We start from the raw sequence: 13,827 nt of genomic DNA, 5'->3' as shown, positions 1-13,827 counted from the left end.
TACACTTTGTTTTTTTCCGCCAACCCATAGTTACGCCTGCCGTTGACTCTTTTGTTATTTCGTTTCCCTTATAAGAAAACGTCATCTATTTTAACTATTGTATCAAGACTAGCTGCATTTAACCAGTGTTTTCATCTTAAAATTAAATACCAGACAAAATGCATAACATTTATGCAGTCATAGCGTCAACTAATCAGATTCCCTACAAGCTGATAAATTTTTGTTTTTAAACAGTAGATATTTGTTGTAATAAAAGCTATAATAATACAGCGCACAATCGTTTGTGATGCAAGTACGCACTTATACTTAATCGAGTTATACCCTGATTAACAGTACTTCTACTAATTTTATAGAAGTTTGTTGCAGGCTAAACAAAAGATTATATTTGAAAGGGGTTATTATGAACGAAAACCAAGAAAAATCGATGCCGGTTTCGGAAGCAAGCCATTTAACAGGCACCGCACCAGAACCAGCTGAACCTATGCCAGTCGAAACTCACCGTAAATCGCGAATATCTACAAAGTTATTGGTATTTACTGTCTCACTAATTACACTGGCAGTGTTTTCCCTTGGGATCATTTCCGTTAATTTGGGGGCCGCTGCACTCACGAGTCAGGCTAATACCGATGCCCAAAAATATACCACCGAAGGAGCCTCTCATGTTGGTGCCATTATTAGCGGAAACCTGGCTACCCTTAGTGAAGTAGCCTCCCGAGCCCATGTTACTACGATGGACTGGCAAACCCAGGTGGATGCCATTAGTAGCAATATCGAGCAATTAGGTTATCAGGATATTGCCGTCATGAGCCTGGAAGGCCACGGCAAATACATTAAAGGTGGCGGAGAATTTGATTCTGCTGGTGAGTTCTGGTACGAAGATGGTTTTAAAGGCAATCTTTCTATTTCTGATGTTGCCATCAGTAAGGTCACCAAGGAACCCGTTGTACTTGATGTCGCTCCGATTAAAAATAATAATCAGGTTGTAGGTCTTCTAATTGGTCGGCGGGACCCGACCTTCTTAAACAATACGACCAATGCCATGGGCGATGGTGAACGCCAATACGGCTTTGTTGTCAACGAAAACGGTGCCATCATGGCCCACCCTAACGTTGTGATGATTCTTGATCAAGTTAACGTGTTTGATGACATAAAAACAGATGGCACCTGGACGAGTTTTGCCTTAGCTCTAAAAGAACTCGATAACCAGACCGCCGGGATGCTTACTTATACTGTTGATGGCGAAACAAAAATTGGCTCCGCCGCACCCATTCCCGGAACAAACTGGACGCTGATTGTTGCCCAGTATGAAGATGATGTTTTAGATCCAATCACCAGTTTGAAAAATCTGATCCTGTTGATCTCATTGGTTATTCTCTTAATTGGTGGCGTTGCTGCCTATGTTTTGGCCCAAAAACTCACCAAGCCCATCATCAGACTCAAAGAAATAGCTGATCAGGTTGCCGTTGGTAAAGTCGATGTTGAAATTGAAATAACAACCCATGATGAAATTGGCGATTTGATGAAGTCATTTGAAACGATGATCCAGAACAATAAGGGTATGGCCGAGGCCGCTCACCGTATGGCCCAGGGTGATTTTAAGCTTGCCATCACGCCAAGATCCGAAGATGACGTTATCACCTACTCAATGATTGCCGTTCTAACTGAAATGAACCGGGTTCACGATGCAATTATGAAAATTGGAACGGCTGCCTTGGAAGGTCAACTCAATTATCGGGGTAACACCAATGACTTCACCGGCGCTTACAAAGATCTGATTATATCCTTAAATACAGTCATTAATACCTTTGTTAAACCCCTTAAGGTTGCCAACAAAGCCATCGAGCGCATCGGCAACGGGGTAATTCCGCCCAAAATAACCACTGTTTATAAAGGTGATTTCAACGATCTTAAAAATAATATTAACGCTTGTATCGATGGGCTAGGGGCTTTAACCGAAACCGGCGAAGTGCTCCATCGTCTCTTCGTTAATGATTTTTCTGCAAAAATGGAAGGGACCTATCTTGGTGTGTTTGGCGATTTAGCTACCTCAGTAAATGAAATCCAATGGAAGCTTAGCTATATTCAGGCCATCGTCAGTCATGTTTCAAATGGCATCATGAGCGACTACGACGAACTGGTCAATATCGGAAAACGTAGTGATGAAGACGAATTTATACCAACACTGATTCAAATGATTGAGAACATTCACTCCCTGGTTGGCGAAGCTGATGAAATGACCAAGCTGGCTGTCGAAGGCGATCTGGATCATCGGGGTGACCCCTCTAAATTCATGGGCGAATATGCGAAGGTTATTTCAGGATTCAACCAGACCCTTGATGCGGTAATTGAGCCAATCCAGGCTACTTCCACAGCTCTTAATGAATTGTCAAAGGGTAATCTAAACTTTACTATGAACGGTGATTTCAAAGGCCAACACGGGAAGATTAAAGAAGATATGAACCGCACTATCCGCTTCCTGAAGAAGTATGTCGATGAGATTACAACCGTCCTTCAACGTGTTGGCGATGGTGACCTTAGCCAGGAAATAAAAGCCTATTATCATGGCGATTTTGTTGCGATCAAACTTGCAATTAACGGTATAACCAGCCACTTAAGCGAAGTGATGAAAGAAATCGATGATGCCGCCGGGCAGGTCGAAGCTGGAGCCATTCAAATTTCTGACGGCGGTCAGGCCTTATCTCAAGGTACTACTGAACAGGCCAGTGCCATCCAGGAACTCACCGCCTCGATTGAAGAAGTTGCTGCAGAAACGAAGCGAAATGCCAGAAACGCCAATGAAGCGAATGAGCGGGCGATCGAAGTTCGAACCAACGCCGAAGTGGGCAATTCACAGATGTCAAAAATGGTCACCGCGATGGTGGAAATCAATGAATCATCAAGTAGTATATCCAAAATTATCAAGGTGATTGACGACATCGCTTTCCAAACCAATATTCTAGCTTTAAATGCTGCCGTGGAAGCTGCCCGGGCCGGACAACATGGCAAGGGTTTTGCCGTTGTTGCTGAAGAAGTGCGAACCCTCGCTGCCCGCAGCGCTGAAGCCGCTAAAGAAACCACTGGTCTCATTGAAGGCTCCATTGATAAAGTGGAAGTTGGCACCAAAATAGCCGATGAAACGGCTGAAAGTCTGATTGAAATTCTCAGCGAAATTGAAAAAGTAACGGGTCTGGTCGGCAAAATTGCCCGCGCTTCCAATGATCAGGCATCAGAAATTGCCCAAATCACGAAGGGGATCGAACAAGTCTCGAATGTCGTTCAAACCAACTCAGCCACTGCTGAACAAAGTGCCGCTGCGAGCGAGGAACTTTCCGGTCAGGCTGAAATGCTAAAACAAATGGTTGATGCATTTAAATTAAAAACCACAAAAAAGACAACCATTGGAGCAATTACAGCCCAAACCGAAACGATCCTTGCTGAGCCCTCCCCTCAGCCAGAAATAATCTTAGATGATCTGGACTTTGATAAGTATTAAATAAGCAACCTAAAAATCTTAGCAGAAAAAATCTTGTACTTTAAAAATCCTGTCTGAGCACTCAGACAGGATTTTTTATTGCAGTTGATACTTATTTTTAATGCTTTCCGTTCCAGTTGATTCTCCCGATCATGTCAATAGTTTAGCAAAATCATTGTAGCGGATCCTGGCCTTCTTCTGAGCCTTAATTCGGGCATTATTAATGTCATGATAGTAAGTGATAAGCGTTGCCACAATATCCGCATCAATTTTTTTATCTTCTGCCATTTGCTTTAAAATATTAACAACCTTTTCTTTTTGCATACCTTTACGATAAGGTCTGTTTTCAGAAACGGCTGTAAAAATATCGGCGACAGCCATGATTCGGGCTCCCAGTGAAAGCTCTGATCCCTTTTTCTTAAACGGATAGCCCGTTCCGTCCAGCCGTTCATGATGCATGGAGGCAAATTCATTGATTTCTTCAAATCCCGTAACTTGACAGAGTAATACATAGGTATGATAAGTATGTTCTTTCATCACCGCAAATTCAGCGTGGGAGAGTCCCGCCGGCTTTTCAAGAATTTCAGTCGGTACCGTCAATTTACCAATATCATGGATATATCCGGCCGCCTGAATTTTCTTACAGGTTAACTCATCACATTTCAAGTGCTGCGCCAAGCGTTTCGCCACAGATGAAACCCCTTCGCTGTGAACTGCGGTAAATCTGCTCCGAAAGTCAATGACCCGGGCAAAAAGTTTGGTTATACCAATTAATTCATCAATATCCAGTCGTTGATCCTGAAATCGGATATTTTTATAATACCGTCGGGCGCTGGAAATTGATTCCAGATCGTACCAGAAAAACTCCTTTTCTTTTAGCCTTTCAAAAGCTTTTACATAGTCCGGATTAAATTTTCGACCCGAAGCAGCGGCAATTTTTTCAAAAATCCGATCCTTCTGGTAAATGATTTTTTCATCTTTGGATATAAGAGTGGCGATCCGATCTGCCAGATGAATAAGATGACTTTCTGGCATCACCGCTTCTCCACAAAACATTAAACCCTCGCCATCGTTCCAATCGACATGGTGAAATTTAATAATTTTAGCGATCTCTGAAAACTCCCGGTAGTCTTTTAAGAGCAACCATCCAATCCGGGCATGTTGGTGGGGATTGATGGCTTCAAATTTGAGTACCTTTATCCGTTCCTGCATGCTTAAACCGCCAATATCGTGTAAAACGGCAGCGACACAGACTTCATTTAGTTTCTTTTCTTCAAAGTTCAACTCTTCCCCCAAATTATTGGTAATATAGGCGACAAGACGTTGATGATGATGTAATTCCGGGCTTACCATATCTGTAGCTCTTGATAGTTGAAGTGTTAACTCTAATAAAGAGACCATATTTTTTCCTTTCCGATAACGCATCCGTTTTTAATCGTGTCATGATATAATAGCATATCTTTGTTACGATTGTAACATAAAACACCATCATTTTTTCGATGGGACTAACTTTTTTTCAGATAATTCAGAACGCTGACTCGTATTTTATTGATCTGTATTTTAATCTGGTAAAAAATGTTTTAAAAATATATAATATCAGTAGCATCTAAGTTTAGTTATATGAGGTGAAAAATTTATGATTATTGATTTAAGAAGCGATACCGTCACACAGCCAACCCAAGCCATGCGAATTGCCATGGCCAATGCACCCGTGGGTGACGATGTCTATCGGGATGACCCTACGATCAACCAGCTCGAACAACTGGCTGCCGAATTGCTGGATAAAGAAGCCGCACTGTTTGTACCATCCGGCACTTTTGGAAATCAACTGGCAATTATGACCCATACCCAACGAGGAAATGAGGTTTTAGTCGGTGATGCCTGTCATATCCTGATGCACGAGGTCGGTGCTGCCGCCGTTCTTTCTGGCGTTCAGATTAGAACCTTTCCGGTTCTTGCTGATGGCATCGATGTGGACAAACTCAAGCTGATGCTTCGGGGCAATGATATCCATTTTCCGAATACTGGTCTGATCTGCATGGAAAATGCTCAGTCTTCCGGTAAAGTTGTTCCACTCTCCAATATGGAGGCGGTGTATGCGCTGGCAAAGTCTCGAGATATCCCCGTTCATATTGACGGGGCCAGAATTTTTAATGCCGCCCTTGCCCTGGGTGTTGAGGCGAAAGAAATAGCTGCGCAGGGAGACTCTGTTAATGTCTGTCTTTCCAAAGGCTTATGCGCACCGGTAGGCTCATTGCTACTCGGAACTACCAGTTTTATCAAAAAAGCCCGAAAAAACAGAAAGTTGATGGGCGGCGGGCTTCGTCAGGCGGGCATCCTCGCTGCAGCCGGAATTATCAGCCTAACTGACATGGTCCCCCGCCTGCAAGAAGATCATCAGAATGCTCGTTACCTGGCTAATCGACTGGAAGAAATTGAATCCTGTATGGTCATGTGGAATCGTCTCGACATTAATATGGTTTTTTTCACCCTACCCGAATCGGTGATTACCGAATCGACACTGGTTTCCGGGCTATTAGAAAAAAACATAAAAATCAGCGGACAAGAAGACGGTGAGTACCGATTTGTTACCAATCACGGTGTCAGCTCAGATGATATCGACTGGGTCATTGAAAGCATGAAGACGCTTGTTTCACGATGTTCTTGATTTTTACCTTTCATTTTCATCGCGTCGATGCATCAAAATCCTTTTATAGTTAGGCTTGACGTGGTATACTAAAGTCACTACAAATGGAGGATTCTTTATGACAACCACTTTCTACGGTAACCAAGGTGTTGTGAACAGCATCATACTTGATATGGAAACCGATTTCGAGAAACAATTAAAATTTTTAAAGACAATTAAATTCACTGATGACTTCAAGCCTGAATGGCTGCCGGACATTGTCAAAATAAGCTTTATCATTGAGCCGTCACTGGGGCAGTTTGGCAAACCTAATCTGATCATCATTGCCGAAGAAAAGAGCCTCCAGCGACATGTAATTTTTGTCGAATCAAAAATTTCCGCCTATGATGATGCGTCGGAGAAACTGAACATAAAACTTTTTCCCAATAAGTACAAAGATATCGGTGATAAACTCAATATTCGTCTGGCTTTGATGTATCGTCTGGCCAAGGCTTATCACCATCAGAAGGATGGCGGTTTTATTGAAGATGTGGATGAAGCCTACAAGCTCTATCATGATCTGCCAAAGGTTCTGAAAAAACCTGTCATGATCAAACTTTGTATTGACAAATTCGGATACAATCCGGATTTTTTATTTGTCGCCCTAACCAATGATCCCGTCGACATCCAGCCCTTTAAAAACGCCAACTTCCTCCCTCCCATTGGTGTCAGTGGCTGGCGAGCCGAAAAGCAATTTTTTGGATTGATTTCCTTTGCCATGCTAGAAGAACAAAACCTTATTAACGCCCGAAAGGGATATTATTCTACGGCAAAAGAGAACGTTTTGCATCTGCCCGCAGAAACCGGCTCCAGCAATAACGACCCGACCATCCGGACCATTGTTCTGGACCAATGGCACCCGGATTTAAAGCTGAATTTGGAGGAATTTTTAGTCTCTCTTGGCGATCGACTCACTACCAGCAAGGTCATTACCTTTAACGGATCTTATAGTATTAAAGCCGAGGACGGCCGAACGCTCGTGAAACTTTTTGCCGACAAGCAAAAAATGTACATCACCCTGAGAAATGACAATATTCCAATCGCCTTTAAAGATAAACCGCGAATCAAAATTGGCGTAGGTCTTAACGCCAAGTCTTTTGTCTTAATTTATTCAGGCACCGATGACCTCACCGGGGATCATTTCAATAAACTGGCCATGGAACTGATCGAAATTATTGTCGATTTTGTGGAGCAATAAATAACCTGTCCCAATCTAATTATCATATCAATCTCTTAAATATCGTTCAAGCGCAATTACATGTTATAAAAAAAATTAATTAACGTTTGAAATGACTGCCCATGGAAGATTTTTTTGCCACGAACAGCCAGATGTAAAAGCTGACCACAGCCAATGCTTAATTATGGTCAGCTTTTTTTTAATACAAAAATACCGACATCAGTCCGCTACGATGCATATTGGCTATCGAAGGACAAATGTCGGTATCTTTAATTTAACAGGTCTGATCAATCCTGAGCTTTCAGGACCTTAATATAATCAATCATATATTCTGGCAGATCCGGAGGCCGACGGCTTGAGACGATGTGACCGTCGATAATCGAAGGCGTATCATGCCAGATTGCACCGGCATTGGTCATGTCATCTTTGATGCCAGGGGTACTGGTAACATTTTTACCTTTGAGGATGCCAGCAGAAATCAGCACCCATCCGGCATGACAGATTTCACCAATGACCCGTTTGCGGCTATCCAGGTTGCGGATCATCTCTAAAACCACCGGGAAACGGCGGATCGCATCCGGTGCCCAGCCGCCGGGAACCAGAATTCCGTCATAATCGTCAGGATTGATGTCAGTATAAGCCAAGTCGGACACACACGGCACACCGTATTTACCGATGTACTTTTTGCCGGCTTCCTCCCCAACAACATCAACGGTAACCCCTTCTTCCCGTAAGCGAAGCACGGGGTACCACAATTCAAGATCTTCAAAATCATTACTAATCAGCGCGATAATCTTTTTGTTTTTCATCTTGTTTTCCTCCTGTTTTTTATTTTTAGGCATTCCCTCTGGAACCGGGCTTAACTAGTGCGACTTTACCAGCCTTACAAACGGGACAGTCATCCGGGTCCCAGGCGGTGATTTCCAGTTTAATGGCTGAGTAAATGGGCATGTTGATTTCGACACCGGCGGCACGACGGTCGGCGATGCAGGCGACACCGAGGACGACCGCACCCAGTTCTTCAAGCACTTTTTTCGTTTCAATGGTGGATTTTCCGGTGGTGACGACGTCTTCGGTGATAATAACCCGTTCGCCGGGTTTTAATTCAAAGCCGCGTCGTAACTCCATCAGCCCATCTTTACGTTCGGTAAAAATGGATTCTTTGCCCAACTGTCGGCCAATTTCGTAGGACACAATGACACCGCCCATGGCCGGGCCCACAACCTTATCAATTTCGAGTGCCTTTAACTGCTCGACAACCGGCGCTAAGACCTTGGCGGCGGCATCCGGGAAGCGCAACACCTTGGCACATTGAACATACTGATCGCTGTGTTTCCCTGATGACAGTAAAAAATGTCCTTCTAAAAAGGCATCGGTTTCTTTAAGTATTTCTAATATTTCTTGACTCATCTTATTCCTCATTTCTGTATTTTATATTAAACGATTCCCCGGACTGCGTCGATATTGGCAAGGCCTTCGCTAACACAATAGGCTTCTAACCCTTCAATGATCTCAATCGGTGCCATCGGGTTATTAAAATTGATGGTGCCGATTTGAACACAGGTTGCCCCGGCCATAATAAATTCCAGAGCGTCTTTCCAATCGCTGATGCCACCCATAGCCATCACCGGAACTTTCACCGCCCGACAGACCTGATGGGTCATCCGCAGGGCAATGGGTTTCACCGCCGGACCGGACAGGCCGGCATAAAGATTATCAAAAACAACGGCTTTTTTCTTGTAATCAATGGCCATTCCCTGTAGCGTATTAATCAGTGAAATCCCTTGGGCACCGGCATCCTCACAAGCCCGGGCAATGTCAGCCACCGCTTCGCCATTGGGCGATAATTTGACCATAATCGGATGGTGGGAAAGTTCCACCACCTTTCTGGTAATGTCACCAGCGGTTTGAGCCTTAATGCCATAAGCCATACCCCCAGCTTTCACATTGGGGCATGAAATATTCAGTTCAATCAGCTGGACATCAATGGCATTGAGTTTCTCAATAGCAGTTAGATAAGATTCTTCATCTTTTCCGCCAACATTGACAATGGTAACAGTATCGATTTCTTTAAGGTGGGGCCATTCATTTTCAATAAAGGCGTCAATTCCGGGGTTTTCCAGACCAATACTATTCATCAGTCCGGCCGGGGTTTCCCAGAGTCGCATGCCCGAGTTACCGGATTTGGGTTCTAAGGTCAACCCTTTAGAGCAGAGGCCGCCAAGCTTAGCCAGATCATAAAAGGCTTCATACTCCCGGCCAAAACCGAAGGTTCCGGAAGCTGGGATCACCGGATTTTTAAAGCGGATGTCACTAAATTTTGTTTCCAGACATTTAGACATAAAAGACCTCCTCGCGGACAAACACAGGGCCGTCCTTACAGACCTTTTTATTGCCGGATCGGGTTTCACAGCTGCACCCCAGACAAGCACCGATCCCGCAGGCCATATGGGCTTCTAGCGAAACATACACGCGATTCTCTTTTGGCACGGCTTTAGCTACCGCTTCCATCATAATTTCCGGGCCGCAGGTCACTACGGTTTCGCCGGGTAAAACCGCAAGTTTGTGGGTGATAATCCCCCCAACATCAAGAATCATTTCATCTGCCAGCACTTCAAAGGCGTCAACCCCGTAAGCGATATCCCGAAAGCCCAGATAAACCCGACATTTACCAAGGGGGTTTTGATTACGGTAATGGCGTACCAGATAATATAGGGGTGCTGTCCCGATACCGCCGCCAACCACACACAAGTCGCCGGTTATTTCGGGAAAACCATTGCCATAAGGACCCTGAATGGTCACATCGTCATCGGTCTGAAGCCGGGCTAAGATTTCGGTTCCTTTTCCCACCACCTGATACAAAAAGGTAAGCAGACCGGGTTCGTAATCGTGAACGCTGATCGGTCGGGATAGTAGCGGGTCCTTGTCCCAGGCTCGCAGCATAAAGAATTGCCCTGGTTTTACTGCTCCGGTAAAGGCAACCGTCATTTTATAAATTCCCGGTGACACAAGCGTATTACTTCGGATTAAAGCCATTTAAGAATATCCTCCTGCATTGCCAGGGTTGCATTTCTAATCTGTTCTGCAAAGCCCTCATCTTCACAGCCAGCCTTTTGATGAGCGGTAATCAATCCCCGCGATGAGTTTACGACCGCACAACGGGATGCTTTTAGGATCTTGGCAATGTCCTCACCGGTTCCGCCCTGGGCGCCGTAGCCCGGCACTAAAAAGAAGGTATGGGGACAACGGGCCCGAATCGCTTCGAATTCTTCCGGACGGGTCAGTCCTACCACTGAACCAATGGCTGAAAAGCCATTTTCTCCGCGGAAGGCGCTTCCCCAGGCTTCGATTTTGTCTCCCATGATTTCGTAGATGGTATCATCACCCACCGCCAGGTTCTGAAGATCCACCGCTGACGGGTTGGATGTTCGTTGGAGGATAAAAAGTCCCTTGTTGTTTTCTTTAATATACTTGTAATAAGGTGATACCGCGTCAACGCCCATATAGGCGTTAACGGTCATGACGTCTACCTCAAAATCACCAGTGAAATGACCTTTGGCATACTGATCGCCGGTGGACGAAATATCGCCTCGTTTCACATCACCAATAACGACAATACCTTTGCTCCGGGCATATTTAACCGTTTCGCTATAGGCCTTCATACCGTCTAGTCCCAGTGACTCGTAACAGGCAATCTGTACCTTGTAGCAGGCTGCCAGATCTGCAGTCGCATCGATTATTTTTTTATTGAATTCGGTTATTTTCTCACCATCGGAGCAGTCTTTACTAAGTAGATATTTGGGTAAGAATTTTAAGGTTGAGTCCAGACCCACACAGATCGGTCCTTTTTTTACAGCTTCATGATAGAGCCTGTCCATTATCATCATATTTAATTTCTCCCTTCACCATGGTCATCATTACTTTTCCTTTTAGGGTCTCACCACCAAAGGGATTATTTTTACTTTTTGAGACAAATTCTTTGGGGTTTAATTTCCCTTCCCAGTTTAAATCCACCAGAACCAGATCCGCTGGATACCGTTCTTTGATGAGCCCCGTTTTAAGACCTAAGCGTTTGGCCGGGGCGTCGCTGAGCATCTCACTGAGTTTCTCCAAACCGATACCGTTCTGATCAAAGACCGTGAAATACATCGCAAAAGCCATTTCGAAATTGTTGATTCCCGGAGCCCCTTTTAGCTTATCCTCTTCCGAGTGGGGGGCATGATCAGTGCCACACATGTCAATGCTGCCATCTTTTATCCCCTCAATTAACGCACGACGATCAGGATAAGTCCGAAACGGCGGATTGACCTTATAGTCCATGGCCGAAGCAAAGATATGATGGGGGGTGACCTCGCAGGTGACATCCAGACCTTTTTCCTTAGCTTCTACAATCAGATCCAAAGTAACTTTCTTACTGATATGACAAACATGAAGATGTCCGCCAATTTCTTCGAGCAACTTGACATCCCGACTTACCAGTTCAGTTTCCGGCTGACAATGGGTTAATAAAATAAAATCCTGTTCACTTGAAGCCTTCAGCCCTGCCACCATGATGTCCGAATTCAGAATCGAAACTCCGTCGTTGGAAAATACTGGCGTCAATTGCCGCAGTACTTCTAAATCAACTAAATCGGCATCATTAAAGCCCTTTGTCAGGGCCGCCACCTGGATCAGGTTACATAGGTTTAGTGCCTCGGCTTTATCCAGATTGGTTTTCAGAGCTTCTGCTTCATCAATAATGGGCTTTGTATTAGCCATCGCCACCAGTGTCGTATACCCACCTTTTAGTGCCGCCTGCATACCGGTTTCCATGGTTTCTTTATATTCATAGCCAGGGTCTCGCAAATGACAGTGCATATCAATAAATCCCGGCATCAGCTGATAGCCCCGGCCGTCGATTTCCTTGTCATATGCTGTTTTAACAGTCCCTTTTTCTTTATACACTTTTTTTATTTTTCCGTCTTCAATCAATACCTTGCCAAACCGTCTTCCGTTAGCATCAACCATTTCAACGTTCTTGATTAAGGTTTTCATGTTTCCTCCTTTTGTTATTCTTCTTCAATAAAAGTGGTGTAGGCGTCGCAGTACTCACAGCGGTATTGTCTTTTCTCTTCGTTCACCAGAAAAAATTTAATATCCTGCACATCCTCATATTGGGTGATGCAACGGGGATTTTTGCAGGTCATAATGCCGTTGACAACCTTTGGAAGGGTCAAACTTATTTTTTTGTACAATTCACCATTCTTGACAAAGTTAATCGTGACATTCGGATCAATCAGACCCAAAACAGTCATATCAATCTGCATGTCGGTTTCGATTTTAATTAAGTCCTTTTGCTTCATTTTCTTGCTGGGAATGTTTTTTAGCAGCACCACCACATCATCAATGTCATTGAGATGGAGCTCCTTGTATATCTCAAATCCGTGACCTGCCTCGATATGGTCGATGATGATGCCCTTTTTTAGTTTCGATACATTGATCATTTTCTATCCTCCACTCCCAAAAGCTTGGTAATGAGTGCCATACGCACATACATTCCGTATTTAGCCTGAGTAAAATAAACAGCCCGGGGATCTTCGTCAACTTCGGTAGCAATTTCATTAACTCGGGGCAACGGATGCATAACTATCATATCCTGTTTGGCGCCCTTCATTTTCTTCTTATCCAGAATATAATAGTTTTTTAACCGCAGGTATTCTTCTTCGCTGACAAACCGTTCCCGCTGAACCCGGGACATGTAGAGAATATCCAGTTCGCCGATAACCTCATCCAAACTGGTCGTTTCATTATAGGTTTTTGAATCCAGCTGATTTAAGATATGAGTCGGCATTTTCAATTCTGTCGGAGAAATAAAAACAAACCGAACACCCTTATAACGATTCAGCATTTTAACCAGAGAATGAATGGTACGGCCAAAAAGCAAATCGCCACAAACCCCTACCACATGGTTGTCGCAGCCGCCTTTGAATTTCCTGATCGTCAGTAGATCGGTTAAGGTCTGGGTAGGATGTTCATGGCCACCATCGCCAGCATTGATAATCGGCATTTCGTTGGCAAATTTAGAGACCAGCCGAGCCGTTCCTTCCCGGGGATGCCGAATCACAGCGATATCGGAATAGCACTCGATCGTCCTGATGGTGTCCCCCAGACTTTCTCCCTTGGACACCGACGAATTATTTGGATCATCAAACCCGATGATTTCCCCGCCTAGACGAAGCATCGCCGCTTCAAAACTGAATCGTGTCCGGGTGGAAGGCTCATAAAAAAGGCTGGCTAATAATTTACCTTTGCAAACCAAAGAATAACCCTCAGGGTCTGCAATAATATTATCAGCCAGCTGCATAATCGATTCAATTTCGTTTAGTTGAAAGTCTCCAGGCTCGATTAAATGTCTTCCTTTTAACATATTGTTCCTCCTATAATAAACACAATTATGGGCAAAAAACAAGCCGCTTTATAAAAATAGCGGCATACTTTCAAACAGGCATTTTC

12 protein-coding genes are annotated in these 13,827 nt (G+C 44.2%); 3 read left to right on the top strand and 9 right to left on the bottom strand.

Annotation, left to right across the window (positions count from 1 at the left end):
• Positions 1 to 400 precede the first annotated feature (400 nt).
• A complete protein-coding gene (locus ACIZ62_RS07520) occupies positions 401 to 3,493 on the top strand; it encodes a methyl-accepting chemotaxis protein (RefSeq protein ID WP_414151624.1) in 3,093 nt (1,030 codons plus the stop codon).
• A 129-nt stretch (positions 3,494 to 3,622) separates the two neighbouring features.
• Here the strand turns inward: ACIZ62_RS07520 and ACIZ62_RS07515 are convergent, their stop codons facing one another.
• Positions 3,623 to 4,825, bottom strand: a complete 1,203-nt coding sequence (locus ACIZ62_RS07515) for an HD-GYP domain-containing protein (protein WP_204355472.1) — start codon at positions 4,823 to 4,825, stop codon at positions 3,623 to 3,625.
• 283 nt (positions 4,826 to 5,108) lie between these two features.
• Between ACIZ62_RS07515 and ltaE the strand changes: the two genes are divergently transcribed.
• Entirely contained in the window at positions 5,109 to 6,140 is a 1,032-nt protein-coding gene (gene ltaE / locus ACIZ62_RS07510) for a low-specificity L-threonine aldolase (RefSeq protein ID WP_414151623.1), read from the top strand.
• Between the two features lie 97 nt (positions 6,141 to 6,237).
• The gene (locus ACIZ62_RS07505; protein ID WP_111887288.1) at positions 6,238 to 7,356 is read left to right on the top strand and encodes a hypothetical protein; all 1,119 of its coding nucleotides are present in this window, start codon (positions 6,238 to 6,240) and stop codon (positions 7,354 to 7,356) included.
• 266 nt (positions 7,357 to 7,622) lie between these two features.
• Here the strand turns inward: ACIZ62_RS07505 and ACIZ62_RS07500 are convergent, their stop codons facing one another.
• Genes ACIZ62_RS07500 through pyrB form a run of 8 tightly spaced genes read right to left on the bottom strand, consistent with a single transcriptional unit; the run spans position 7,623 to position 13,741 of the window.
• Positions 7,623 to 8,144 carry a type 1 glutamine amidotransferase domain-containing protein gene (locus ACIZ62_RS07500; RefSeq protein WP_204355473.1) on the bottom strand — a complete coding sequence of 174 codons (522 nt, stop codon included), beginning with the start codon at positions 8,142 to 8,144 and terminating at the stop codon, positions 7,623 to 7,625.
• A 25-nt stretch (positions 8,145 to 8,169) separates the two neighbouring features.
• Entirely contained in the window at positions 8,170 to 8,745 is a 576-nt protein-coding gene (pyrE, locus tag ACIZ62_RS07495; RefSeq protein WP_322518771.1) for an orotate phosphoribosyltransferase, read from the bottom strand.
• Positions 8,746 to 8,771: 26 nt separating this feature from the next.
• On the bottom strand, positions 8,772 to 9,677 hold the full coding sequence (locus ACIZ62_RS07490) for a dihydroorotate dehydrogenase (RefSeq protein WP_414151622.1): 906 nt from the start codon (positions 9,675 to 9,677) through the stop codon (positions 8,772 to 8,774).
• Complete coding sequence (locus ACIZ62_RS07485) at positions 9,670 to 10,371, bottom strand: dihydroorotate dehydrogenase electron transfer subunit (protein WP_111887292.1); 702 nt, start codon at positions 10,369 to 10,371, stop codon at positions 9,670 to 9,672. The genes ACIZ62_RS07490 and ACIZ62_RS07485 overlap by 8 nt, the downstream gene beginning before the upstream one ends.
• Positions 10,362 to 11,222: an orotidine-5'-phosphate decarboxylase gene (gene pyrF / locus ACIZ62_RS07480; RefSeq protein WP_414151621.1), complete on the bottom strand. Its 861-nt coding sequence runs from the start codon at positions 11,220 to 11,222 to the stop codon at positions 10,362 to 10,364. The genes ACIZ62_RS07485 and pyrF overlap by 10 nt, the downstream gene beginning before the upstream one ends.
• Positions 11,194 to 12,369 (bottom strand): dihydroorotase, encoded by a 1,176-nt coding sequence (locus tag ACIZ62_RS07475; protein ID WP_111887294.1) that lies wholly within the window; start codon positions 12,367 to 12,369, stop codon positions 11,194 to 11,196. The genes pyrF and ACIZ62_RS07475 overlap by 29 nt, the downstream gene beginning before the upstream one ends.
• 14 nt (positions 12,370 to 12,383) lie before the next feature.
• Entirely contained in the window at positions 12,384 to 12,818 is a 435-nt protein-coding gene (locus ACIZ62_RS07470) for an aspartate carbamoyltransferase regulatory subunit (RefSeq protein WP_111887295.1), read from the bottom strand.
• Positions 12,815 to 13,741: an aspartate carbamoyltransferase gene (gene pyrB / locus ACIZ62_RS07465; protein WP_111887296.1), complete on the bottom strand. Its 927-nt coding sequence runs from the start codon at positions 13,739 to 13,741 to the stop codon at positions 12,815 to 12,817. Before pyrB ends, ACIZ62_RS07470 begins: the two co-directional genes overlap by 4 nt.
• Positions 13,742 to 13,827 lie beyond the last annotated feature (86 nt).

Origin of the sequence: Acetobacterium carbinolicum, from assembly GCF_047456275.1 — a bacterium.
Classification (GTDB): Bacteria; Bacillota; Clostridia; order Eubacteriales; family Eubacteriaceae; genus Acetobacterium; species Acetobacterium carbinolicum.
Note: the sequence above shows the minus strand (reverse complement) of the source record. Positions and strands in the feature narration are given on the sequence as shown.

What these genes read in the sequence shown, in the direction of transcription:
- ACIZ62_RS07520 (WP_414151624.1), top strand. Translation starts at nt 401, where the DNA reads ATGAACGAAAACCAAGAAAAATCGATGCCGGTTTCGGAAGCAAGCCAT.
- ACIZ62_RS07515 (WP_204355472.1), bottom strand. Translation starts at nt 4,825, where the DNA reads ATGGTAAGCCCGGAATTACATCATCATCAACGTCTTGTCGCCTATATT.
- ltaE (WP_414151623.1), top strand. Translation starts at nt 5,109, where the DNA reads ATGATTATTGATTTAAGAAGCGATACCGTCACACAGCCAACCCAAGCC.
- ACIZ62_RS07505 (WP_111887288.1), top strand. Translation starts at nt 6,238, where the DNA reads ATGACAACCACTTTCTACGGTAACCAAGGTGTTGTGAACAGCATCATA.
- ACIZ62_RS07500 (WP_204355473.1), bottom strand. Translation starts at nt 8,144, where the DNA reads ATGAAAAACAAAAAGATTATCGCGCTGATTAGTAATGATTTTGAAGAT.
- pyrE (WP_322518771.1), bottom strand. Translation starts at nt 8,745, where the DNA reads ATGAGTCAAGAAATATTAGAAATACTTAAAGAAACCGATGCCTTTTTA.
- ACIZ62_RS07490 (WP_414151622.1), bottom strand. Translation starts at nt 9,677, where the DNA reads ATGTCTAAATGTCTGGAAACAAAATTTAGTGACATCCGCTTTAAAAAT.
- ACIZ62_RS07485 (WP_111887292.1), bottom strand. Translation starts at nt 10,371, where the DNA reads ATGGCTTTAATCCGAAGTAATACGCTTGTGTCACCGGGAATTTATAAA.
- pyrF (WP_414151621.1), bottom strand. Translation starts at nt 11,222, where the DNA reads ATGATGATAATGGACAGGCTCTATCATGAAGCTGTAAAAAAAGGACCG.
- ACIZ62_RS07475 (WP_111887294.1), bottom strand. Translation starts at nt 12,369, where the DNA reads ATGAAAACCTTAATCAAGAACGTTGAAATGGTTGATGCTAACGGAAGA.
- ACIZ62_RS07470 (WP_111887295.1), bottom strand. Translation starts at nt 12,818, where the DNA reads ATGATCAATGTATCGAAACTAAAAAAGGGCATCATCATCGACCATATC.
- pyrB (WP_111887296.1), bottom strand. Translation starts at nt 13,741, where the DNA reads ATGTTAAAAGGAAGACATTTAATCGAGCCTGGAGACTTTCAACTAAAC.